The sequence below is a fragment of the Pelagimonas sp. genome (genome assembly GCF_050633425.1).
Taxonomy (GTDB): Bacteria; Pseudomonadota; Alphaproteobacteria; order Rhodobacterales; family Rhodobacteraceae; genus Pelagimonas.
On sequence record NZ_JBOEGM010000008.1, the window covers coordinates 343,383 to 366,850 of the forward strand.

General features: G+C 55.9%; 25 protein-coding genes. 17 read left to right on the forward strand and 8 right to left on the reverse strand.

The annotated features are described in order from the left end of the window. Nucleotide 1: 1 nt before the first annotated feature. From ACRBB0_RS07200 to cysE, 13 genes are all read left to right on the forward strand, one after another. Nucleotides 2-1,183, forward strand: coding sequence for a phage major capsid protein (locus ACRBB0_RS07200; RefSeq protein ID WP_431373729.1), 1,182 nt, complete (start codon nt 2-4; stop codon nt 1,181-1,183). A 160-nt stretch (nt 1,184-1,343) separates the two neighbouring features. Continuing rightward, nucleotides 1,344-1,937: a head-tail connector protein gene (locus ACRBB0_RS07205; protein WP_431373730.1), complete on the forward strand. Its 594-nt coding sequence runs from the start codon at nt 1,344-1,346 to the stop codon at nt 1,935-1,937. After that, a complete protein-coding gene (locus ACRBB0_RS07210; RefSeq protein ID WP_431373731.1) occupies nt 1,934-2,272 on the forward strand; it encodes a phage head closure protein in 339 nt (112 codons plus the stop codon). Before ACRBB0_RS07205 ends, ACRBB0_RS07210 begins: the two co-directional genes overlap by 4 nt. Continuing rightward, the gene (locus tag ACRBB0_RS07215) at nt 2,269-2,676 is read left to right on the forward strand and encodes a DUF3168 domain-containing protein (protein WP_431373732.1); all 408 of its coding nucleotides are present in this window, start codon (nt 2,269-2,271) and stop codon (nt 2,674-2,676) included. Before ACRBB0_RS07210 ends, ACRBB0_RS07215 begins: the two co-directional genes overlap by 4 nt. 25 nt (nt 2,677-2,701) lie before the next feature. Beyond that, nucleotides 2,702-3,124: a phage major tail protein, TP901-1 family gene (locus ACRBB0_RS07220; RefSeq protein ID WP_431373733.1), complete on the forward strand. Its 423-nt coding sequence runs from the start codon at nt 2,702-2,704 to the stop codon at nt 3,122-3,124. Further along, nucleotides 3,124-3,456: a gene transfer agent family protein gene (locus ACRBB0_RS07225; protein ID WP_431373734.1), complete on the forward strand. Its 333-nt coding sequence runs from the start codon at nt 3,124-3,126 to the stop codon at nt 3,454-3,456. Before ACRBB0_RS07220 ends, ACRBB0_RS07225 begins: the two co-directional genes overlap by 1 nt. Further along, on the forward strand, nt 3,443-3,667 hold the full coding sequence (locus ACRBB0_RS07230) for a rcc01693 family protein (RefSeq protein WP_431373735.1): 225 nt from the start codon (nt 3,443-3,445) through the stop codon (nt 3,665-3,667). Before ACRBB0_RS07225 ends, ACRBB0_RS07230 begins: the two co-directional genes overlap by 14 nt. Next, nucleotides 3,654-4,316, forward strand: coding sequence for a phage tail tape measure protein (locus ACRBB0_RS07235; protein WP_431373736.1), 663 nt, complete (start codon nt 3,654-3,656; stop codon nt 4,314-4,316). Before ACRBB0_RS07230 ends, ACRBB0_RS07235 begins: the two co-directional genes overlap by 14 nt. A gap of 12 nt (nt 4,317-4,328) precedes the next feature. After that, entirely contained in the window at nt 4,329-4,961 is a 633-nt protein-coding gene (locus ACRBB0_RS07240; RefSeq protein WP_431373737.1) for a phage distal tail protein, Rcc01695 family, read from the forward strand. After that, complete coding sequence (locus ACRBB0_RS07245; RefSeq protein WP_431373738.1) at nt 4,961-5,848, forward strand: DUF2163 domain-containing protein; 888 nt, start codon at nt 4,961-4,963, stop codon at nt 5,846-5,848. The genes ACRBB0_RS07240 and ACRBB0_RS07245 overlap by 1 nt, the downstream gene beginning before the upstream one ends. Further along, the gene (locus ACRBB0_RS07250) at nt 5,845-6,279 is read left to right on the forward strand and encodes an NlpC/P60 family protein (RefSeq protein WP_431373739.1); all 435 of its coding nucleotides are present in this window, start codon (nt 5,845-5,847) and stop codon (nt 6,277-6,279) included. Before ACRBB0_RS07245 ends, ACRBB0_RS07250 begins: the two co-directional genes overlap by 4 nt. Further along, on the forward strand, nt 6,279-10,223 hold the full coding sequence (locus ACRBB0_RS07255; RefSeq protein WP_431373740.1) for a baseplate multidomain protein megatron: 3,945 nt from the start codon (nt 6,279-6,281) through the stop codon (nt 10,221-10,223). Before ACRBB0_RS07250 ends, ACRBB0_RS07255 begins: the two co-directional genes overlap by 1 nt. A 404-nt stretch (nt 10,224-10,627) precedes the next feature. Next, complete coding sequence (gene cysE / locus ACRBB0_RS07260) at nt 10,628-11,437, forward strand: serine O-acetyltransferase (protein ID WP_431373741.1); 810 nt, start codon at nt 10,628-10,630, stop codon at nt 11,435-11,437. Between the two features lie 331 nt (nt 11,438-11,768). Here cysE and ACRBB0_RS07265 read toward each other — a convergent pair whose 3' ends face one another. From ACRBB0_RS07265 to ACRBB0_RS07285, 5 genes are all read right to left on the reverse strand, one after another. Next, nucleotides 11,769-13,064, reverse strand: a complete 1,296-nt coding sequence (locus ACRBB0_RS07265; RefSeq protein WP_431373742.1) for a pyruvate dehydrogenase complex dihydrolipoamide acetyltransferase — start codon at nt 13,062-13,064, stop codon at nt 11,769-11,771. Between the two features lie 94 nt (nt 13,065-13,158). Continuing rightward, on the reverse strand, nt 13,159-14,535 hold the full coding sequence (locus ACRBB0_RS07270; RefSeq protein WP_431373743.1) for a pyruvate dehydrogenase complex E1 component subunit beta: 1,377 nt from the start codon (nt 14,533-14,535) through the stop codon (nt 13,159-13,161). Between the two features lie 2 nt (nt 14,536-14,537). Beyond that, complete coding sequence (locus ACRBB0_RS07275; protein ID WP_431373744.1) at nt 14,538-14,810, reverse strand: hypothetical protein; 273 nt, start codon at nt 14,808-14,810, stop codon at nt 14,538-14,540. Nucleotides 14,811-14,813: 3 nt separating this feature from the next. After that, nucleotides 14,814-15,809: a pyruvate dehydrogenase (acetyl-transferring) E1 component subunit alpha gene (pdhA, locus tag ACRBB0_RS07280; protein WP_431373745.1), complete on the reverse strand. Its 996-nt coding sequence runs from the start codon at nt 15,807-15,809 to the stop codon at nt 14,814-14,816. 144 nt (nt 15,810-15,953) lie between these two features. Further along, nucleotides 15,954-16,256 (reverse strand): FtsB family cell division protein, encoded by a 303-nt coding sequence (locus tag ACRBB0_RS07285; protein WP_431373746.1) that lies wholly within the window; start codon nt 16,254-16,256, stop codon nt 15,954-15,956. A 206-nt stretch (nt 16,257-16,462) separates the two neighbouring features. Between ACRBB0_RS07285 and ACRBB0_RS07290 the strand changes: the two genes are divergently transcribed. Further along, complete coding sequence (locus tag ACRBB0_RS07290) at nt 16,463-17,422, forward strand: alpha/beta hydrolase (RefSeq protein WP_431373747.1); 960 nt, start codon at nt 16,463-16,465, stop codon at nt 17,420-17,422. A gap of 68 nt (nt 17,423-17,490) precedes the next feature. Here the strand turns inward: ACRBB0_RS07290 and ACRBB0_RS07295 are convergent, their stop codons facing one another. Continuing rightward, nucleotides 17,491-18,678: a phosphoglycerate kinase gene (locus ACRBB0_RS07295; RefSeq protein ID WP_431373748.1), complete on the reverse strand. Its 1,188-nt coding sequence runs from the start codon at nt 18,676-18,678 to the stop codon at nt 17,491-17,493. A 120-nt stretch (nt 18,679-18,798) separates the two neighbouring features. Here ACRBB0_RS07295 and ACRBB0_RS07300 point away from each other — a divergent pair, with 120 nt between their 5' ends. The 3 genes from ACRBB0_RS07300 to ACRBB0_RS07310 all read left to right on the forward strand — a co-directional run bounded on the left by ACRBB0_RS07300 (nt 18,799) and on the right by ACRBB0_RS07310 (nt 21,049). Further along, nucleotides 18,799-19,308, forward strand: coding sequence for a peptidylprolyl isomerase (locus ACRBB0_RS07300; RefSeq protein WP_431373749.1), 510 nt, complete (start codon nt 18,799-18,801; stop codon nt 19,306-19,308). Further along, on the forward strand, nt 19,301-19,846 hold the full coding sequence (locus ACRBB0_RS07305; protein ID WP_431373750.1) for a peptidylprolyl isomerase: 546 nt from the start codon (nt 19,301-19,303) through the stop codon (nt 19,844-19,846). Before ACRBB0_RS07300 ends, ACRBB0_RS07305 begins: the two co-directional genes overlap by 8 nt. Nucleotides 19,847-20,074: 228 nt before the next feature. Next, entirely contained in the window at nt 20,075-21,049 is a 975-nt protein-coding gene (locus ACRBB0_RS07310; RefSeq protein WP_431373751.1) for a DUF3179 domain-containing protein, read from the forward strand. A 3-nt stretch (nt 21,050-21,052) separates the two neighbouring features. Here ACRBB0_RS07310 and ACRBB0_RS07315 read toward each other — a convergent pair whose 3' ends face one another. After that, nucleotides 21,053-21,961 (reverse strand): GNAT family N-acetyltransferase, encoded by a 909-nt coding sequence (locus tag ACRBB0_RS07315; protein ID WP_431373752.1) that lies wholly within the window; start codon nt 21,959-21,961, stop codon nt 21,053-21,055. A gap of 192 nt (nt 21,962-22,153) precedes the next feature. After that, on the reverse strand, nt 22,154-23,407 hold the full coding sequence (tyrS, locus tag ACRBB0_RS07320; RefSeq protein WP_431373753.1) for a tyrosine--tRNA ligase: 1,254 nt from the start codon (nt 23,405-23,407) through the stop codon (nt 22,154-22,156). Between the last annotated feature and the right edge of the window lie 61 nt (nt 23,408-23,468).

Here is a 23,468-nt window from a genome sequence, read left to right on the forward strand (position 1 = left end):
CATGAGTACAGCCGAGACCAAGTCTCGGACCGGGGAAGATATGCCTCCGGTCGCCCGGGTAAGTGCCGCGATGGCGGGACTAATTGGGGATTTCAAGGCCTTGCAGGCCAACCTTCAAGAGAAACTTCACAAACAAGAAGAGCGACTGACTATGCTTGATCATAAATCTGCCGTTGCGGCACGCCCAGCTTTGTCGACCCACGCAGAGGTTGATGCCCCCCACCAGAAGGCGTTTGATGCCTACCTGCGTTCGGGTGAAGATGACGGCCTGCGTGGCCTTGAACTTGAAGGCAAGGCGATGTCTTCTGCTGTCAACTCTGACGGTGGCTACCTTGTCGATCCGGTGACATCTGAGTCGATCAAATCGACCCTGGCGGCCACTGCATCCATCCGCGCCATTTCCAACGTTGTGAATGTCGAAGCGACATCCTTTGATGTTTTGATCGACCAGAATGACACCGGTGCTGGCTGGGCTGATGAAGTTTCCTCGACCGCGGAAACTGGCACACCCACCATCGAGCGTATTTCGATCCCGCTCTATGAGCTGAACGCCATGCCGAAGATCTCTCAGCGTCTGCTGGATGACAGCGCCTTTGACGTGGAAGAGTGGCTAGCTGGCCGTATCTCTGACAAGTTTGCGCGTGCCGAGGCCTCTGCTTTTGTTTCGGGCGACGGTGTCGACAAGCCACGTGGTTTCTTGAACCATACAGCCGTTGAGAACGAGACATGGAGCTGGGGCAACCTTGGCTATGTTGAAACCGATCTGACCCCAGATCTGGGCAATGGCGACACGATTATTGACCTGGTCTATGCTCTGGGTGCCGAATATCGTGCAAATGCGACCTTTGTCATGAACTCCAAGACGGCTGGCGCGCTGCGCAAGCTGAAGGATCAGGATGGTCGTCACTTGTGGGCTGATGGTCTGGCCGCGGCTGAACCCGCACGCCTCTTGGGTTATCCGGTGCTGATTTCTGAGGATATGCCTGACATTGGTGCCTCTGAAACCCCCATCGCGTTTGGTGATTTTGGTGCAGGTTACACCATTGCCGAGCGTCCTGATCTGCGTGTCCTGCGGGACCCCTTCAGCGCCAAACCACATGTTCTGTTCTATGCGTCCAAACGCGTTGGCGGCGACGTGAGCGACTTTGCAGCCATCAAACTGCTGCGCTGCGCTGACGCCTAAGTCGGCAGCACCGAGATGAGAGGCGGGGGCAGGTCCCGCCTCTCACAGGGCGCGCGCAGCCGATGGTGTCCAGCAGTCCCCCTCCGCCCGTGCAGCGTGGGCGGCGCGCGCCCGTCACCATACGGGGACAGGGGAAGGCCAAGGGATTTCGGAGAAAAACATGATGTTGGTGGAAGAAACTCAGGTGCCAGAAGCGGCCCTACCAGTTGAGGCGTTGCAGCGCCATTTGCGACTAGGCAGCGGGTTTGCGGAAGACGAATTGCAAAATGCTGTGCTGGCTTCCTTTCTGCGCGCCGCAATGGCCGCAATCGAAGCCCGGACAGGCAAAGCCTTGATCACACGCGGGTTTGTGGTGACGTATAATGAATGGCGCAACAGCGATGGGCAAAGCCTTCCGATTGCCCCAGTTGTTGCGATCAGCGATGTGACACTTGTCGACCGGTTTGGGGCATCATCTAGCCTGGACGCAGCGGACTACCGTTTGCAAAAGGACAACTTTGAGCCAAAGCTCAAACCTGTTGCAACACGCCTGCCTGGAATTCCAAGCGATGGTTCCGCCGAAGTTCGGTTTGAGGCAGGGTTTGGGCCAGGCTTTGAAGATCTTCCCAGCGATCTGGCGCAGGCCGTGTTGCTCTTGGCCGCCCATTACTACGAATATCGCGATGAAACGGCCCTAAGCCAAGGGTGCATGCCATTTGGTGTGACAAGCCTGATCGCGCGCTATCGTCCTGTTCGCGTGGGACTGGGCGCATGAAGCGGCACAACCTAAATCGGCAGTTATCGCTTGAGGCGATGCAGCGGACCAGCGATGGCGCAGGTGGTTTTGTCGAGACATGGCAACAGCTTGGGACGCTTTGGGGCGAGGTTCGCCCAAGAACCGGCCGCTTGGCCGAAGGGGAAGCCGGCGCGGTTTCGGTGACCGGGTTTCGGATCACCGTTCGCGGTGCGCCCGAGGGGCATTCCGGGCGTCCTGTCGCCGGGCAGCGTTTCCGCCTCGGCAATCGACGTTTTCGGATCGAGGCGGTGACCGAAGTGGAGCCCAAGGGTTTCTATCTGAATTGTCATTGTGAAGAGGAGGTGGCGACATGAGTTATGCGCTTTCTGGCCCCTTGCAGACTGCGGTGTTCGCCGAGCTGCAATCGAGCCTCGTGCTCGAAAACTTGGTCGCGGATAATATTTTTGATGCTCTGCCAACCGGAAGTCTGCCCCAGACCTATGTGGCCATCGGTCCCGAAACGGCGACCGACGCGGGGGACGGTACGAACGGCGGCGCCTGGCATGAATTTGTGGTCTCGGTTGTCACCGAAACCGCAGGGTTCTTGACCGCAAAACAAGCGGCAGGAGCCATCAGCGATACCTTGCATGAAGCTGATTTAACCCTGAGCCGTGGCCGCTTGGTTGGCATGTGGTTCCGCAAGGCGAAGGCAACACGCGAAACCGGCGGGATCCGCCGGATCGATCTCACTTTCCGCGCCCGCGTGGAAGACAATTGACCCTTTTCAAAACGGAGTAGTGGCAATGGGTGCTCAAAACGGTAAGGACCTTCTGGTCAAAGTAGATCTGTCTGGTGACGGTCATTTCGAAACAATGGCAGGACTGCGCGCAACCCGCGTCAGTTTTAACGCCGAGCAGGTTGATGTGACCACGCTTGAAAGCCAAGGCGGCTGGCGCGAGTTGCTGGCGGGGGCCGGTGTGAAATCTGCCAACATTTCTGGTTCTGGTGTGTTCAAAGATGCCGAAACCGACGAGCGGGCGCGCCAGATCTTTTTCGATGGCGAAACCCCGAATTTCCAAGTGATCATCCCTGACTTCGGCACGGTCGAAGGCGCGTTTCAGGTATCGAGCATTGAGTACTCCGGTTCGCACAACGGCGAAGCGACTTACGAAGTGTCGATGGCCTCTGCGGGCGAGCTCAGCTTCATCGCGGTGCCGGTGATCTAATGGGCAATCCGTGGAGGGGGGACGTGTCGCTGACCATCAATGGTGAGCGACACGTCATGCGGCTCACGCTTGGCGCACTTGCTGAGCTGGAAGCCGGGCTGGACAGCGGATCGCTGGTGGAACTGGTGCAACGGTTCGAAAAAGGCGGCTTTAGCACACGTGATGTGCTCAAGTTGATCGTTGCCGGATTGCGTGGCGGTGGATGGCAGGGGCAGGGCAAAGATTTGCTGCATGCCGAAATTGCAGGTGGCCCGATGGCGGCCACACGCGCGGCGGCGGAGCTTTTGGCCCGCGCCTTCATGTTGCCGGAGCAGGCGGATGAAGGGGTTTGATTGGCCTGAGCTCATGCGAGCGGGGATACGCGGGCTTGGTCTGCGTCCCCAAGAATTTTGGGATCTGACCCCGGCTGAGTTGCGGCTGATGTTGGGCGAAGGGGATGGCAGCAAACCAATGGGACGGTCGCGGCTTGATGAGCTGATGGGTGCCTTTCCAGACAATACGCAGCCAGAGAACAAGGAGTTGGTTCGAAATGAGCGAGAATGAGATGATCGATGACCTGCAAGTGCAGGTCGAGGCCTTGGAAAGCTCTCTGGGGGGGGCGATTGATGTTGCCGCACAGTTCGACCAGGAAATGCGCCGGGTTCAGAGCAGCTTTGCCTCGGCGGGGACTGGAGCGGCGCAATTGGAGCGTACGCTGAGTTCTGGTGTATCCAAAGCCATTGATGGTGTTGTTCTGGATGGGATGAAGCTGTCGGACGCGTTGCGCACCGTTGCCAATTCCATGATTGACGCCGCTTGGAAAGCTGCGGTCAAACCGGTTTCGAGCCACATTGGCGGCATGATTGCCCAAGGCGCGTCGGCTGTTTTTGGAAGCTATTCACCCTTTGCAGATGGCGGAAGCTTTTCGCAAGGCAGGGTGATGCCCTTTGCAAATGGCGGTGTTGTCAACGGGCCGGTGACGTTCCCGATGCGCGGCGGCATGGGCCTGATGGGCGAAGCCGGACCTGAGGCGATTATGCCTTTGGCCCGCGGTCCTGATGGCAAGCTGGGTGTTCGGGGTGGCGGCGGCGGTGGGTCTGTCAATGTTGTGATGAATGTTCACACCCCGGATGTGCAGGGGTTCCAACGCAGCCAGTCGCAGATTGCCGCTCAGATGAGCCGCGTTCTGGGTCGTGGCGCGCGCAATCGGTGATCGGAGGATAGTATGTCGTTTCATGAAATTCGTTTCCCGGCGGATCTGAGCTTTGGCTCCGTCGGTGGGCCAGAGCGCCGGACCGATATCGTTCAACTGACAAGTGGACACGAAGAGCGGAACACGCCTTGGGCCCATTCGCGTCGTCGTTACGATGCTGGGCTTGGGCTACGGTCCTTGGATGATGTCGAAGCGCTGATTGCGTTTTTCGAAGCCCGTCAGGGGCAGTTGTTTGGCTTTCGTTGGAAAGATTGGGCGGATTTCAAATCTTGCGCCCCGTCTAAACGCACGGGCAAGGGCGATCAGGTCATTGCCTATGGCGATGGTGTGACACGCAGTTTCCAGTTGATCAAAAACTATACATCGGGCGGTGCGACCTATGCGCGTCCAATTACAAAACCGGTTTCTGGATCGGTCGTTGCGGCGGTGCAGGATGTTGAGCATCGTGAAGGGGTTCATTTCGAGATCGATACCGATACGGGCATAATCACCTTTGAAGAGACGCCGCTTGCCGGGGTTGAAATCAGTGCGGGGTATGAATTTGACGTGCCTGTCCGTTTTGACACCGACCGGATCAATGTCTCTGTCGCCAGTTTCCGCGCCGGTCAGGTGCCGGATGTTCCAGTGGTTGAGGTGCGAATCTGATGTCGGGGGCAGAGGCACTTCATGCGCATTTGCAGGACGGCGTTGGGTCGGTCTGTCGCGCCTGGGCGGTGATCCGCAAGGATGGCACGCAGTTTGGATTTACGGATCACGATAGATCCCTAGAGTTTGAAGGATTCGAGTTCAAAGCTGATACCGGTCTTTCGGCCAAGGCGTTGCAACAAGCCACCGGGCTTTCGGTCGATAACACCGAAGCTATGGGCGGTCTAAGCGATGCGGCCATTCGCGAAGAAGACATCGCGGCAGGCCGTTTTGACGGGGCTGAAGTCATTGCTTGGCTGGTGAACTGGCAAAATGTCGAGGCGCGCAGGATCATGTTCCGCGGTTCCATCGGGGAATTGCGCCGTGGTGGTGGTGCGTTCCATGCCGAATTGCGTGGTTTGACCGAAGCTCTGAGCCGCCCGATTGGACGTGTGTATCAAAAACCCTGTTCGGCGGTTTTAGGAGGACGCGGCTGTACCTTTGATCTTGAAACGCCAGGGTATTTTTACGAAGCCCCTGTTGATCGGATCGACGACAATCGCATCTTTGGGTTTGACGGCATGTCCGAGTTCGAAACCGATTGGTTTCAGCGCGGGCGTCTGGAAATCATGTCTGGTCCGGCCAAAGGGCTGTATGGATCGGTGAAGCGCGACCGCTTTGCTTCGGTTGATCAGCGCAACATCGAAATCTGGGAACCGCTGCGCGCCACGCCTGAGGTGGGCGACATAGTTCGGATCACTGCAGGATGTGACAAACGCATGGATACCTGCCGTTTCAAGTTCAACAATATCGTGAACTTTCAGGGCTTTCCAGACATTCCTGAGGAAGACTGGGTCACGGTTTACCCCACGCACGCCAAAAAGCAAAACGGAGGCAGCCGAAGATGACCCTTGTTGTTGAGGCGGCACGCGAGTGGATTGGAACGCCCTATGTGCATCAAACATCCCGCAAAGGGGCGGGCACGGATTGCCTCGGGTTGTTGCGGGGTGTTTGGCGCGAAACCATTGGCGCAGAGCCCGAGACGGTTCCCGCCTATAGCATGGACTGGTCCGAACCGCAGGGGGAAGAACGGTTGTGGCGCGCAGCACTGCGGCATTTGACGCCCAAACCACGCGAAAACGCGGCCCCCGGCGATATTTTGTTGTTTCGGATGCGCGAAGGCGCAGTTGCGAAGCATATCGGCATTCAGGCCAAAGTTGGGGCGGGGGCCTCATTCATTCATGCCTATAGCGGGCATGGGGTGATCGAAAGCGCGCTTGGCGCGTCATGGGAACGGCGCATCGTCGCGCGGTTTGCCCTACCATTGGAGATCGAGTGATGGCGACTATCCTTCTTTCAGCTGCTGGTGCAGCACTTGGCAGTTCAATGGGCGGCTCTCTTTTGGGACTGTCTATGACTGCTGTTGGCCGTTTTATCGGGGCATCCATCGGCCGATCTTTGGATCAAAGGCTGCTGGGGCAAGGATCTGACGCCATTGAGATGGGACGTATCGAACGCTTTCGTCTAAGTGGGGCCGGTGATGGGGCTCCTATTGCGCAGGTTTATGGCCGGATGCGTGTCGGTGGACATGTCATTTGGGCAACCGAATTTCGCGAGCATTCAAAAAAATCTGGAGGTGGCAAAGGTGGCCCTCCCGGCCCAAAAGTCACATCCTATAGTTACTCCATCAGCCTCGCGATTGCGCTATGCGAGGGTGAAATAACCGGAATCAATCGGGTTTGGGCGGACGGAGCCGAAGTGGCTCTCAAAGACCTGAATATGCGTGTTTACTATGGCACGCAGGATCAAATGCCCGATTCAACCATGGAAGCCGTCGAAGGCGTGGGCACCGTTCCCGCCTATCGAGGCACGGCCTATGTCGTGATGGAGAATTTACACTTGGAAGCCTTTGGCAACCGAGTGCCTCAGTTCAGTTTTGAAGTGACGCGACCCGAGTTAAACGATGTCGATGAGGTGCCCCAAGCAATCAAGGGCGTGGCGATGATCCCCGGCACCGGGGAATACTCGCTGGCGACCACACCGGTTTACTTAACCTACTACAATTACGACATTCCCGAGGAATTGGCGCAGGGTTTTCAAATCCCGCCAAGTCGCAAGGTTACAAACGTAAACTCGCCCTCTGAAGAACCCGATTTTAACACGTCGCTGAACCAGTTGCGTGATGAGTTGCCAAATTGTGGATCAGCGTCTCTTGTAGTGAGCTGGTTTGGCAACGACTTGCGCTGTGGTTCCTGCGAAATCGCGCCCAAGGTTGAGCAAGCTGAGTTTGATTCCGACAAAATGCCATGGAGCGTGAGCGGTCTTGAACGTGCGAACGCGCAAATCGTGCCTCAATCTGGGGGCCGTGTGGTGTACGGAGGCACGCCGGCGGATGCGAGTGTTATTCAAGCCATACAGCGCATGTCCGATCAGGGCCTGAAGGTCATGTACTATCCGTTTATCCTTATGGATCAACTGGATAATAACGGTCTTCGCGATCCTTGGACGAACGCAGACAATCAGCCCCAATTGCCATGGCGCGGACGGATCACTTTGAGTGCTGCACCAGGTCAGGACGGATCACCGGATTTGACCGCCGCTGCAGATGCAGAAGTGGCCAATTTCTTTGGAACAGCCTCGGCGGCTGATTTCACAATCGTTGAAGGCACTGTCTCTTATGCTGGCCCAGATGAATGGACCTATCGTCGGTTCATTTTGCATCAGGCGGCATTATGCGCGGCTGCTGGCAATGTGTCTTCGTTTTGTATCGGTTCTGAGATGCGCGGCTTGACCCAGATCCGAGGCGCGAATGGTTTTCCTGCTGTTGAGCAGCTGAGATTGCTTGCGGCGGAATGTCGAACACTCTTAGGAAATGAGGTTAAAATCGGCTATGCGGCTGATTGGTCCGAATATTTTGGGTATCATCCGCAGGATGGGTCGGGTGATCTGTACTTCCACCTTGATCCGTTATGGAGCGATGAAGAGATCGATTTCATTGGGATCGACAACTATATGCCGCTGGCCGATTGGCGCGACGGGGATGACCACGCTGATGCGGATTGGGGCAATACCTATAACGTTGACTATTTGCATGCCAACATCGAAGGCGGCGAAGGGTATGATTGGTATTACAGTTCTCCTGAGGGACGCGACGCGCAAAACCGAAAACCCATTTCAGATGGGGAATACAACGAGCCATGGGTTTGGCGCTACAAGGACATCCGCAACTGGTGGGGCAACCCACATCATGAACGCCGCGCTGGTGTTCGTGAGGAGACGCCAACAAGCTGGGAGCCACAATCCAAGCCGATTTGGTTCACGGAGTTGGGCTGTGCTGCAGTAAACAAAGGGGCGAACCAACCCAACAAGTTTCTTGATCCAAAATCGTCAGAGTCGTCTTTGCCGCATTATTCCAATGGCTTGCGTGATGAAACCATGCAGCGCCAATACATCCGTGCGATGATGAGCTATTGGACCAACGATGCAAATAACCCTCAATCCGAGGTGTATGACGGCCCCATGCTGGACATGGACAACGCCTTTGTTTGGGCTTGGGATGCGCGGCCCTTCCCGTGGTTCCCAGGCAATAGCGATCTGTGGTCGGATGGTGGAAACTACCGTCGCGGGCATTGGCTCAATGGTCGCGCATCAGCTCGGTCGCTGGCATCTGTGGTTACCGAAATATGCGAGCGGGCAGGGGTTTCGCACATTGATACGTCACAGCTGTTTGGCGTTGTGCGTGGGTTCGTCGAACCCAATGTCACCGATGCGCGACGTTCACTTCAGGCCTTGATGCTTGCTCACGGGTTTGATGCCATTGAGCGGGACGGGAAACTGATTTTCCGCATGCGAAACGGGCTCAAGGCTGTTGACATTGATCACGGCGATCTTGCGCTCAGCCATGAAGTCGAGGGCGACATCACCGAAACACGTGCGGGCGAAGCTGAAATGGCTGGACGGGTACGGGTTCGGTTTGTGGAAGCTGATGGCGATCACCAAGTCGCTGCAGAAGAAGCCATTTTGCCCGATGATGAAACCCATGCGGTGGCAGAAACCGAGTTGGCGTTGACGATGACACGCGGTGAAGGCTTGCAAACGGCGGAACGCTGGTTGGCCGAGGCACGGGTTGGGCGTGATACCCTCCGGTTTGCCTTGCCACCCTCCAAGCTTCAGTTGGGCGCGGGTGATATCATTCGCATTCCATCCAAATCGGGGCCTACGCTGGCGCGGATTGATCGTGTCGATGTGATGGATCATCAGATCGTCGATGCGGTGCGCATTGAGCCAGATGTGTACCAGCCATCGGATTACACCGATGCGGCCGCCGCAATCAGACCCTATGAAGCCGCGGTGCCCGTCACCCCGATTTTTCTGGATTTGCCATTGATGAGCGGCGATGAAGTCGAACATGCTCCGCATTTGGCGCTGACTGGCGATCCTTGGCCAGGCTCAGCGGCAGTGTATGATTCATCAACAGACTCAGACTATGACCTAAATAGCATTATTGCAGCGCAATCTGTTGTCGGCGTCACCCAAACGCCTTTGCAAAACGCACGGTCCGGTTTGATTGATCGTGGGCAGGCGCTGGAAGTTCAATTGCTATCGGGGGCGCTGCAATCGGTCAGTGATGACGCATTGCTTGCTGGGGCAAATCTGATGGCAATTGGTGATGGTAGCCCCGGCAATTGGGAACTCTTGCAATTCCGAGATGCAGAGCTTTTGACAGAAGACCGATGGCTCTTGTCTCACCGTTTGCGCGGCCAGGCTGGGACGGATGGTATTGCGCCAGACTTTTGGCCCCAAGGGTCATTGGTCGTGTTGCTGGACGGGGCCCCGGCTCAAATTGCCTTGGCAGCGGCTCAACGGCGTGTCTCACGCCACTATCGCATCGGTCCAGCGCGTCGGTCATATGATGATGAAACCTATACACATCAAATGTTTGCTTTCGATGGTATAGGTCTACGCCCCTATAGCCCAGCCCACTTGACGGCGACAAGGCAGGGGGCGGATATCGATGTGTCCTGGATCAGGCGGACCCGCATTGATGGCGATAGCTGGGAAAGCTTTGAGGTGCCGTTGGGGGAAGATGCCGAGACTTATCTGGTACGTGTTCAACAAGGTGAAACTGTTGTGCGAGAGGCACAAGTTTCAAGCGCAAACTGGAGTTACAGCGCGTCGCAACAAGCCACTGATGGGGTGAGTGGCCAATATCAGATCACCGTTGCTCAGGTGTCGGCGCGGTTTGGTCCCGGTCCCTTTGCATCTGTGACATGTGACGCATGAGACCTGTTTTACCAGGCGATATAAGTGCAGCGGCACGGGCTTTATTGCCCGTGCCGAAAGCCGCGCGGGAGCGGCTGGCCAAGATGTTGATCAAAGAGGCCACCGCTGCTGATAAGTATCGAAAAAAGTTTCGCCGATCCCATGCGCATTGGGGCAATGGAACCTTAATGGCTGCAGCGATGATGCGGCCTTTGGCACAAGAGCCCCGGTTGGACGATCGGGACTATTTGGAATGCCAGTTTTTGATTTTTGACGCACTTTTTCAACGATGTCCCCAACAGCGTTTGTAAGAATTTCTAACACTGGCGCAGCCATATTATTTAATGTGAACAGTATTATCACGGATTTGCGTTTCGCATCAGAAACACTATCTGCTATCTTGGTTTGGTCAAAGGAGATGACTGATGGCAGAAACACGTGCAAAACTAGCGGAGATTGATCCGGTCTGGGCTCGCATTATGCAAGAGGCCGAAGATGCCGTGGTCGACGAACCGCTTCTGGGTGGATTGATCCATTATTCGGTGCTGCACCATCCGACACTTGAGCGGGCGCTAAGCTATCGGGTGTCGCTCAAACTTGCCAACGGCGAGATGTCAGAACAAATCGTGCGAGAGATTTGTGATGAGGCTTACAACTCTGAGCCAGATTTGGCGATGGCCGCCCGTGCAGATATCACGGCGACCTATGAACGCGATCCTGCTTGTCATCGTTTCTTGCAACCCCTCCTGTTTTTCAAAGGGTTCCAAGCGATTCAAGCACATCGCATCGCCAACTGGCTGTGGAAAGAAGGGCGTAAGGATCTCTCGTATTTTTTCCAAATGCGGTGCTCCGAAGTGTTTGGAATTGATATTCATCCAGCCGCGACCATCGGCCGTGGCATTATGATCGACCATGCCCATTCCATCGTGATCGGTGAAACCGCCGTTGTCGGAGACAATGTGTCGATGCTGCACTCTGTTACTCTTGGCGGAACCGGAAAAGAGGAAGAAGACCGCCATCCCAAAATTGGCAATGGTGTTTTGATTGGCGCAGGCGCCAAAGTGCTTGGCAACATTCATGTTGGGCATTGTTCGCGCATTGCCGCCGGCTCTGTCGTTCTTGAGGAAGTGCCGCCCTGCACAACTGTGGCTGGTGTTCCTGCTAGGATTGTTGGCAAAGCCGGATGCGATCAGCCATCTGTTGAAATGGATCAATTGCTGCGGAGTAATACCTAAAGCAGCAATACCTAAAGGCCTTTCAGGCCTTCTATTCTTCCATAAGGGCGGCTGTTGGGCCGCTCTTTCTCGTTGATGGATTTGAACCGAAAGACACGACTGAAATGTTGTTTCAGGTCAAGCATTCGGCATGACGCTGTGCAAGGTTGTCAGTGCGGCGATCAGATCGGTGTTTCAGCGGCCCTAAAGGGGCAAAACACGGACAATTCAAATTCGAAAACACCGGCAAAGTGCCAAGCGTAAGGCACTGACTTTCATGTTGTTCCTGTTTTTTTACCCGCACAAAGGAGATTGCGGGTAAAACATCAAACAGGCGCACCTAGCCCAGACATCACGCGAGCATCGCCATCGGGTTTTCCAAATTGTCGACAATGGCTTGTAAAAGTTCGGCCCCGAGAGCGCCGTCAATAACACGGTGATCGACGCTCAGCGTGACCGACATGACCGTTGCCACTGCTAACGCGCCATCCTCGCTGACGACTGGCTTTTTGACACCAGCCCCGACCGCGAGAATTGCCCCATGCGGCGGATTGATGACCGCGTCGAAATTGTCGATGCCCATCATTCCCAGATTGGAAATCGCAAAACTACCGCCTTGATATTCATGGGGGGCGAGTTTTCGATCACGGGCTCGGCTGGCAAGGTCCTTCATCTCGGCACTCAGGGCAGACAGTGATTTGTGATGGGCATCCTTGAGCACGGGTGTGAACAACCCACCTTCAATCGCAACGGCCACAGCAACGTCAGATGGGGTCAATTGCAAAATTTTATCCCCGGCCCAGACAGCATTTGCCGCAGGCACCTGTTGCAAGGCGTTGGCGCAGGCTTTGATAATAAAGTCGTTGACGCTTAGTTTTACACCGCGTGTTGCCAGCTGCGTGTTGAGTTGGCTGCGAAAGCTGAGCAGGGCATCCAATTTAATATCGCGGCGCAGATAGAAATGCGGAATGCTTTGCTTGGCTTCGGTCAGGCGGGCGGCGATGGTTTTGCGCATGCCATCGAGTGGGACTTCGGTGAACTCCCGATCTTGGTACATACGGGCAACCACGTCAGAGGACGGGCCCGATGCCAGACTGACTGGGGCTGCTTTGGAGGCGCTGGGTGGAACCGCGGCCGATTGCGCCTCTGGAACGGCATGTTCAACATCCGCTTTGACAATTCGACCGCGTGGACCTGTGCCAGTGACCTGAGTCAAATCAAGCCCGCGCTGTTGTGCGATCCGGCGGGCCAGAGGCGACGCAAATATCCGCGTGCCAACTTTGGGGGCAGGGGCGGCAGAATTGTCGGAGTTCTCTTCGGGAGACGGCTGGGCCGCAACTGTGGCTGATGACGGTGCCACTGCCGGTGTTGAGGATGACGTTTGGGCCATGTCATCAGCGCTTTCGCCGTCTTCGAGCAACAGGGCAATGGGGGTGTTTACGCTGACATCCGCCGTCCCATCGGCAATCAGAAGTTTGCCAATGACGCCTTCGTCAACCGCTTCAAATTCCATTGTGGCCTTGTCTGTTTCAATCTCGGCCAGAACATCGCCGGACTGAACCGTGTCACCCTCTTTGACGAGCCACTTGGCCAGCGTCCCTTCTTCCATTGTCGGAGAGAGGGCGGGCATCAGGATTTCAATCGGCATAGGCGTCTCCTATCGCGGGAGGCTGAGAATGTGGGCCGGTGCATAAGAGACAAGTCAGCCCTTCGCACCGGAATTATGTCGGCAGGAGGAGCCCCTACCGGTATGTGACCTGCTTGGCCGCGGTGACAATTTCTTCTGTGGTAATCAACGCGTGTTTTTCGAGATTGGCAGCATAGGGCATCGGCACGTCCTTGCCCGTGCAATTGATCACTGGGGCATCGAGATAGTCAAAGGCCTCTTGCATCAGCACCGCAGAAATATGGTTCCCGATTGAACCGACCGGGAAACCTTCTTCGACAGTGACGCAGCGATTGGTCTTTTGCACGCTTGCGATGACAGTGTCGGTATCAAGCGGACGCAAGGTGCGCAGATCAATCACTTCGGCGCTGATACCTTGTTCGGCAAGTTTGTCAGCTGCGGCGAGCGAATGCGCCATACCGATACCAAAGCTCACCAATGTCACATCGGTGCCTTCGCGCCAAATGCGTGCCTTGCCAAACGGGACGGTGTAATCGTCCAGTTCGGGCACATCAAAACTGCGACCATACAGGATTTCGTTCTCAAGGAAGATGACCGGGTTAGGATCGCGAATAGCCGATTTTAACAAACCTTTGGCATCAGAGGCGCTATAGGGCATCACAACCTTCAGGCCGGGAATATGGGCATACCAGGCGGCGTAATCTTGGGAATGTTGCGCCCCAACGCGGGCCGCAGCCCCGTTGGGGCCACGAAACACGATGGGGCAGCCCATTTGACCACCCGACATATACAGCGTTTTGGCCGCTGAATTGATAATCTGATCAACGGCTTGCATGGCGAAATTGAAGGTCATGAACTCAACGATGGGGCGCAACCCACCAAAGGCCGCGCCAACTCCGATCCCGGCAAAACCGTGCTCTGTGATCGGGGTATCAATGACCCGTTTTGAGCCAAATTCGTCCAGCAACCCTTGGCTGATTTTGTAAGCACCCTGGTACTCGCCCACTTCCTCGCCCATGAGGAAGACGTCTTCGGAGCTGCGCATTTCTTCGGCCATCGCGTCGCGCAAGGCTTCCCGAACGGTTTGCTTTTTGGTCTTGGTGCCCTCGGGCCACGGCGCTTCGGCTTTGACCGGGGCAAGGGGGGCGACGTTGTCGGAGCCCCCTGCGGGAGCCGCCTCCGCCACCGCGGCGACCACAGCAGGGGCAGTTGGTGCCGCGACAGGCGCGCTGGTCGCTGGCACATCCTCACCCTCTTCGACCAACACCGCGATAGGGGTGTTCACCTTAACATTAGCGGTTCCCTCGGCGATCAAAATCTTGCCAATGATCCCTTCATCAACCGCTTCGAATTCCATCGTGGCCTTGTCGGTTTCGATCTCGGCCATGATGTCGCCAGACTGAACCGCGTCACCTTCTTTCACCAACCACTTGGCGAGGGTGCCTTCCTCCATCGTCGGGGACAGGGCGGGCATTAGAACTTCGATAGCCATGATTAATGTCCTCCGTTCTGGGCAGCCTGAGCTTGCTCCAGCATATCGTTTAGGGCGTCACCAACACCGCGTTGCATCTCGGTCAAAGCCGTGAAGTAGTCGGGCGCGCGATCCGTTTCAGCCAAAGCCTGGGCCAGATGGGTCATCAAATGGTGCAGCATTGTTCCGGCGTCGTAAGCTGTGCTCAAAGCATCAGGGTTGATCTGAAACTGAACCGTTCCCTCGGGCTCGGTTTCAATATTGGTGACTGCTCCAAATATAACAGTTGGTTCCATCGCTTAACCCTCCGCGTAAATGTCTGTCCAAAGCTCTTCAAGCGGTGGTTCCGGGCTTTCGCGGGCGAAATCTGCAGCGGCACTGACAACCGCCTTGATCTCTTTGTCGATGGCTTTGAGATCGTCTTCGGTGGCATGTTTACCCGTCAAAAGAAGCTCCCGGACGTGATCAATTGGATCGCGTTCTTCGCGCATCTTTTGCACCTCTTCGCGGGTGCGATACTTGGCCGGGTCCGACATCGAATGGCCGCGATAGCGATAGGTTTTGATCTCAAGAATATAGGGGCCTTTGCCCGCGCGGCAGTGTTTGACCGCCTTTTCGCCAGCGGCTTTGACGGCCAATACATCCATCCCATCAACGATCTCACCCTTGATCCCAAAGGCTTCGCCGCGGGTGTATAGCTCAGGTGTGGAGGTGGAGCGTTGTTGCGCCGTACCCATGGCGTATTGGTTGTTTTCAATGACAAAAACCACCGGGAGATCCCAAAGCGCCGCCATGTTAAAGGTCTCGTAAACCTGTCCTTGGTTGGCCGCGCCATCACCGAAATAGGTGAAGGTCACGCGGCCATTGCCCTTGTATTTGTCAGCGAAGGACAGGCCCGCGCCCAAGGGCACCTGTGCGCCCACGATCCCATGACCGCCGTAGAAATGTTTCTCCTTGGAGAACATATGCATCGAGCCGCCTTTGCCTTTTGAGAGGCCCCCGATGCGCCCCGTCAGTTCGGCCATAACACCGCCCGGCTCCATACCACAGGCCAGCATATGACCGTGATCGCGATAAGAGGTGATCCGTTTGTCGCCATCTTCAGCAGCAGCCTCAAGACCAACCACAACCGCTTCCTGGCCGATATAGAGATGACAGAACCCGCCGATCAGACCCATACCATAGAGTTGGCCCGCTTTCTCCTCAAAGCGTCGGATCAACAGCATGTCGCGGTAGTAGCGTGTCAGCTCCTCGGCGGACACATTGGGCTTGGCAGTCGTTTTACGCGCGGCCATGGCCGTCTCCTCCCCAAAAGATGTTTAACGTTAAACCAATTTCGGCTTCGGTTGTGCGCGAGCCTAGCGCGCACCACAGGCAACGTAAAGTCTGCGCGCAATAATAATGCGCAGCCAATTGGATTGTTTTGCGAAAGTTAAGGCTTAGTTGACGACGATTTCGTCTGACCGGACCAGACCAAGCACATCGCGTGATTGCTGATCCAAAAGATCGAGGTCCAAAAACTCATCCGACAGGCGCAGGGTAAGATTTTCCATCCGCGCAACTTCGGCCCGCAATTCCTCGACTTCATGCTCCAGCTTTTCACCTTCGACGATGATTTCTGCGCGGCGAAACAACCCAAAATCCCCCTGCACGGCGGCAAAGGTGAAATAGGCCGACAAGCTGAGCGTCACAGCGAAAAAGATCAGAACCCCAAAAGAGGGGCGCGCGGAGCGGATTGTCATTCAGTACTGCCCTAAATCACATCTCTTTAATGGATGCGTGCATTGGTTGTGGCACAAGGCACGCAAGGGGAAAAGAGAGTGATTCAACTCGGTGCGAATCGGTTTGAAAACCGTTGCATTCCTGCCAAACCTATAGGGATGAATAACCCTTTGTTTACGATACCAAGCGGGGCCACGTTTTGATCCGGGTTTTAGTATTCACCTTAGTGACCATCACCCTCGTGGGGTGCGCACCGCGTGGGGCGTTCAATCTAGAAGGCATAAAGTTGGAAGAGGCGCAGACGATCCAACCGATCTTTGTCGCGACCAATCGGCAAAAAGGCGATGTGAGCACCCAAGGGTTTTTCCGACAGGAATTTGGCGACAACCGCAACTCAGAAGTGCGCTTTGCCCGCATGGATATTTCGATCCCGGACACGCATGAACTGGGGCAAATCGAATGGCCAGGCTATGCCAAGCCCGACCCGGAAAAGCACTTTGTCGTTCAAAATCAAGAGCTCTATGACGGATCTTCGGACTTTCTTGCAGACCTGAATGAGAGCCGCGAAGATGTCTTTCTCTTTGTGCATGGGTTTAACGTGAACAACGCCGAGGCGATTTACCGTTTGGCGCAGGTGGCCCATGACTATCAGGCACGGCTGCCTGTGGTTGCCTTTTCCTGGCCCTCAGCAGGGAGCCCGCAAGGCTATGCCTATGACCGCGATAGCGTGATGTTTTCGCGTGACGGTTTGGAAGAACTGTTGATGTTATTGGCCAAGCGAAAACGGCGGGTGTACTTGGTCGCGCATTCTATGGGCAGCCATCTGGTGATGGAAACTCTGCGGCAAATGTCGATTTCGGGCAACCGGCGCGGAATAGAACAACTCGCCGCTGTTGCTCTGATCAGTCCTGACATTGACGAAGATGTTTTCAAGCAACAGGCCCGGCGGATCGATCCGTTGCCAAAACCGTTTACACTCATGGTGTCGCAAAGGGATAAGGCGTTGGATTTGGCGGCGTTTCTTACGGGTAAACCCAATCGTCTCGGGTCCATTCCATCAGCTGAGAGCCTCGATGGGTTGCCGATCAGCGTCATCGATCTCAGTGACGTCAAGGGCGGAGACGGGGCAGGGCACGCCACGGCCTTTACCTCGCCCGAAGCGATTGAGCAGCTGCGCAATTGGTAATCTACGTCAGATAACAAAAAACGCCGCCCGATCAGGGGGCGGCGTTTGCTCATCATAACAACGTTGGCTTAACCAAGCGCAGCGACACCCGGCAATTCCTTGCCTTCCATCCATTCCAAGAAGGCACCGCCTGCGGTCGAGATGTAGGTGAAATCCACCGCAGCATCGGCTTTGTTCAGCGCGGCCACCGTGTCACCCCCCCCTGCGACCGAAATCAACTGACCGGCTTCGCTGCGTTCTGCGGCAAATTTCGCTGCCGCATTGGTTGCTGTATCGAAGGGCGAGATTTCAAAAGCGCCCAAAGGGCCATTCCAAATCAACGTTTTGGCTTTTTCGATGGCGGCGTGAACCGCTTTGACGGCCTCAGGCCCGGCGTCCAAAATCATCGCATCAGCTGGGCAGGCGTCATTGGCGACGGTTTCATTTTCGGCACCCGCCTTGAATTCGCGCGCCACAACAACGTCCGAAGGCAGGATGATGTCGCATCCAACGTCCTTGGCCTTCGCCAGAATGTCACGCGCAGTGTCGGCCATCTCGTGCTCGCACAGCGACTTGCCGACGTCGATTCCCTGGGCGGCCAGGAATGTGTTGGCCATGCCACCACCGATGACGAGCATGTCAACCTTGTCGACCAAATTGCCCAACAAATCCAACTTGGTCGAGACTTTGGCCCCACCGACCACGGCCAGAACTGGACGTTCCGGTGTGCCAAGCGCACTTTCCAAAGCCGAGAGCTCCGCTTGCATCAAACGGCCTGCACAGGCGGGCAACAAACGCGCCAGTCCTTCGGTCGATGCATGCGCCCGGTGCGCCGCGGAAAACGCATCGTTGCAATAAACATCACCCAGCTTGGCCATTTCGGCGGCAAGATCGGCGTCATTTTTTGTCTCTCCCGCGTGAAAACGGGTGTTTTCAAGCAGGGCAACCTGACCATCTTGCAGGGCATCGATCACCGATTGGGCGGCCGGGCCGACGCAATCGGCCGCAAAAACCACTGGTGCGCCAAAAACCGCTTCAAGCGCTGGAATGAGCAATTGAAGGCTCATATCCATGTTCCGTTCGCCCTTGGGACGGCCAAAATGCGCCAAAAGAACTGGCTTCCCACCGCGATCCAAAATGTCTTGTACCGTCGCTGCGATACGCTCAATGCGCGTCGTATCAGTGACTTGGCCGTTTTCAACCGGCACGTTAATGTCCACACGCGTCAAAACGCGCTTACCCGCCAGATCCATGTCGTCGAGGGTTTTCCAGGCCATGATATCGCTCCCAAACCAATTGCTGTTTGTCTGCCTCTTTCCTTGCCAGAGGTCAACGTCTGCTTGGCATTGGCGCGCGCACAGGCTACCTGAGGATCAGACTTTTTTACGGAGAGAGACATGGCCGATATCAAGGACCCGGAAAACACAATCCTGATGGAGCTGACAGGCGGGACCGTCACCATCGAATTGCTGCCCGATGTGGCCCCAAAACATGTGGAGCGCATGAAAGAGCTGGCACGCTCGGGCGCATATAATGGGGTGGCTTTCCACCGCGTGATCGATGGTTTCATGGCGCAAACCGGCGACGTGGCCCATGGCAATATGGATAGCGACGACTATCAACCGCGCCGCTGTGGCACTGGCGGCTCTGATCTACCAGATCTGCCAGCTGAATTTTCCAAGATTCCACATGCGCGCGGATCCTTGGGTGCGGCCCGTTCGGCGAACCCAAATTCGGCGAACTCGCAGTTCTTCATTAACTTCAAAGACAATGACTTCTTGAACGGTCAGTACACCGTTTACGGTCAGGTGACCTCTGGCATGGAACATGTTGACGCTATCGTCAAAGGTGAGCCGCCTGCGAACCCCGACAAGATGATCAGCGTCAAGGTGGCATCTGATGCGTAAGCTTGCTTTTGTCCTGGCCCTGCTTGGGGCACCGGCCTATGCAACAGGTCTCAAGATTGAAGTCGCTGGCGAAGCCAATGGAGTGATTGAGATTGACCTGCTGGAAGATGTTGCACCGGGTCACGTGACTCAGATCACAACACTTGCCTCTGAGGGCAAATATGATGGTGTTGTGTTCCACCGCGTGATCGACGGGTTCATGGCCCAGACGGGGGACGTCAAGTTTGGCATTCCCGGTGGTGACATGCGTATGGCCGGGATGGGCGGTTCTGAACTGCCTGATCTCAAAGCGGAATTCTCGGATATCAGCTTTGAGCGCGGTGTGGTCGGTATGGCCCGGTCGCAAAACCCAGACAGTGCCAACTCGCAGTTCTTTATCATGTTTGCGCCGGGCACGTTCCTTGATGGTCAATACACCGTTGTGGGCAAAGTCACCGAAGGGTTGGACGTGCTGGATGCCATCAAACGGGGTGAAGGGCGCAATGGTTCCGTGATCGGGGCTCCGGATTACATGGCCAAAGTGACTGTGACCGAGTGATTGAGACCGAGTGATTGCGACCACGTGATCGCGACCGCATGGTTTTACAAAAGGGGCGCGCCTAAGGGCGCGCTCTTGTCGTTTTTGCGTTCAAAGCACGCAGCTTCTGGGGGCAAACCCCCAGACCCCGTCTCTCCAATCGGCGGGAGCAACGCGAGATCACATCTGCGTATCGAGGCTGGGCAGAGGGCCTCTTGGCTGGCATGGTTTGGGCAGGAGGAATGCCCCATGCGTCTTATTTTGACTTTTCTGGCTTGTGTTCAATTCTGCGTTCTGGCGACAGCCGGTCTCGCCAATCCTGATTTTTGGAAACACGAATGGCCAAATACCGATTTTGAAAACACCAGTATTCCAAACTGGGTTGAGATCATGTCGGGCGGTCCGCCCAAAGACGGCATTCCTGCGCTGAGTGACCCACAGTTCTTTACGGTGGATCAGGAAACCACCATTGCCGGAAATGAACCGGTGATCACGGTTGAGATTGAAGGTGAGCGTCCGCGCACCTATCCGATCCGCTACCTGACCTGGCATGAGATCGTGAATGATCAAATTGGTGATACGCCGGTGGCCGTCACGTTCTGCCCGCTATGCAATTCCGGCCTGACTTTTGATCGCCGGGTCAAAGGCAAGGTGCTGACATTTGGGGTGTCGGGTAAGCTGCGCAACTCTGACATGGTGATGTATGATCGCGAGACCGAAAGCTGGTGGCAGCAAGCGGTTGGCATCGGTATCGTCGGCGATATGAACGGGGTTGAGCTTCGCCAACTGCCGAGCTGGATGGAAAGCTGGGATCAATACAAAGCCCGCAATCCCAATGGGTTGGTCATGGGGGAACCCGCATGGAACCGTGCCTATGGCCGCAACCCGTATACCGGCTATGACCGGTCGCATCGCCCATTCCTCTATTCAGGCGAAATGCCCCCGCATGGGATCGCGCCGCTGATGCGTGTGGTTCGGGTTGGTGACAGGGCGTGGCCAATGGATCGTTTGGCACAAGAGGGCAATATTACCGAAGCGGGGGTGTCGTTGTCCTGGGAAGCTGGTCAGGCCTCGGCCTTGGATGCTGGTGTCATTGCCAAGGGGCGCGATGTGGGCTCGGTTCGGGTGCGCGATGGTCAGGGCCGTAACCTTGCCCATGATGTCATGTTTGCTTTTGCCTTTCATGCGTTTTGGCCAGACGGCACATGGATGCGGGGCAAGTAAAGTCTAGGCGACCAATCGCATAGGCAACCGACGTGCCAGCGGGGCGAGCGCCCCTTGGTGGAGCCATGTGCCCCCAAGCCTATGGGCTTGGGCCCCGGTTCCGAGTTTGAAATGTGACAAACCCGGCGCGTCATCGCGATTGAGAATACCGAGATCGAGATCGGTATGCCCCCGTTCAGAAAGCCAACACATGGCGGTCCAAAGCAAAAGGTTCATCGCATTGAATTTGCGCCCTAAATCATTGGAATGTCCGATCTGCCATGTCGCCATAGGGCCATGGCAAAGGATAAGCGCAGCGGCGACAGGCGCGCCCTGATGGCGGGCTTCGAAGACATGAGCTTTGCCGGGATTGGCTGACCCAAAGGCGGCGGAAAACGCCGGTGGAAGGCCACGATACCCCTTGGTGCGGGCCTGTTCCACCTCGCTTTTCAGCAACCAGTGGTCGCGCGATAAATTGTGACGGGTGACCTTGAGTGGATGATTTTGGGCGCGATTCAAACGATTGCGCCATTTTTGTTTCATTGCCTGCCGCATCTGGTCTTCTGGGCCAAGTGGCAGCATTGCCAGTGTTGCAGGTGTCATTAAGGGCCAAAACCCGGCGCGCCGCAAATCCGCTGCGGCCATCCCTTCTGCATTTAGCAACAAGGGCCGTCCATCGTGCCACCGCTGCCATCGTTCAAGCCAGCCGCTCCGATCCGCCTCCGAGGCGGCGACCGGCCCGCGTGAGACCATATCAACCCGGCCCAGCGGCCCGAATTTGCGCGACTGAATTTGCCATAACAATCGCAACTCCCCACGCGCTTCACGTTTGCAAAGTCGGGTCGGGCGGCCCATCGCTTCAGAGGCGCGGGCATATTCGGGGGATTGGGGCAGGGGTAATCGTAACGCAGACATGACGTAAATTAACGTCATAGAAAGTTTAAGGATGGTTAATACGCCCCATGAAACATGATTCTTTGCTCCGATCCCGCCCAATTTCGGCCCGAAACATCACTTTTGACCACTCTCGGCCACGCCCAACAGCAGCAGCAGCGCTGCTTTTGGCAACGCTGCTGTCTTTGCCATTTCTGGCGATAGCGGTGGTTCAATTCGCGCTATAGCGGCTTAGTCGGACAATTTGACCAATGCGTGACGCTTTTTACCGGCGCTGAGTTTGATCGGCGTGGCCAAAGCGGCTGCATCCAAAACCAACCCGGCCTCAGCCAAAGGAGCATCATCCATTTTTGCCCCGTTTTCGGCGATCAGGCGTTTGGCTTCCTTGCCAGATTTGGCCAGACCGGATTTGACGATCAGCTGGACGATCGAAATCCCATCGCCAATGTCAGCGGCCGACAATTCAAGAGTTGGCAAATCATCCCCAACACCGCCTTTTTCAAAAACTTCGCGCGCGGTGGCTTCGGCTGCTGCTGCGGCCTCGGCTCCGTGGCACAAAGTTGTGACTTCATTGGCCAAAACGATCTTCGCGTCGTTGATATCTGAACCTTCCAATGCGCCCAAACGATCACATTCCTCAATCGGAAGCTCAGTATAGAGCTTGAGGAAACGGCCAACGTCCGCATCGGTGGTGTTGCGCCAGAACTGCCAGAACTCATAGGGGGCACACATGTCGCCGTTCAGCCAAATCGCGCCGTTCAGCGACTTGCCCATTTTCTTGCCATCCGAGGTGGTTAGCAATGGCGATGTCAAACCATAGATTTCGCTGTCCAGAACCCGCCGGGTCAAATCAATCCCGTTGACGATATTGCCCCATTGATCAGAGCCGCCCATTTGCAGCAAACAACCATAACGACGGTTCAGCTCAAGGAAGTCATAAGCCTGTAAAATCATGTAGTTGAATTCAAGGAAAGACAGCGATTGTTCGCGATCCAACCGAGATTTCACCGATTCAAAGGACAACATCCGATTGACGCTGAAATGCCGGCCAATGTCGCGCAGGAAATCAAGGTAGTTCAACCCATCCAGCCATTCCGCATTATTGAGCATCAAGGCACCGCCGGGCGTGTCATCATAGCTGACATATTTGGCGAAGACTTGTTTGATACCATCAATATTGGCGTCGATCTGATCGGGTGTCAGCAAGGGGCGTTCATCTGCGCGAAACGATGGATCACCAACCTTGGTGGTGCCGCCGCCCATCAAGGTGATCGGCTTGTGCCCGGTTTTTTGCAACCAGCGCAGCATCATAATCTGGATCAGAGATCCGACATGCAAGGATTTGGCCGTTGCATCAAAGCCAATATAGGCAGGGACGATACCGTCGACCAACGCGTCGTCGAGCGCCTGATAGTCGGTGCAATCGGCCAGAAAGCCGCGCTCGATCATCACACGCATGAAGTCCGATTTGGGATGGTAGGTCATGTGTCCGCCTCTTACTATATCGCGCAAAGCTATAAGTAAGGTTTGAGCAGAGGGAAAGAGC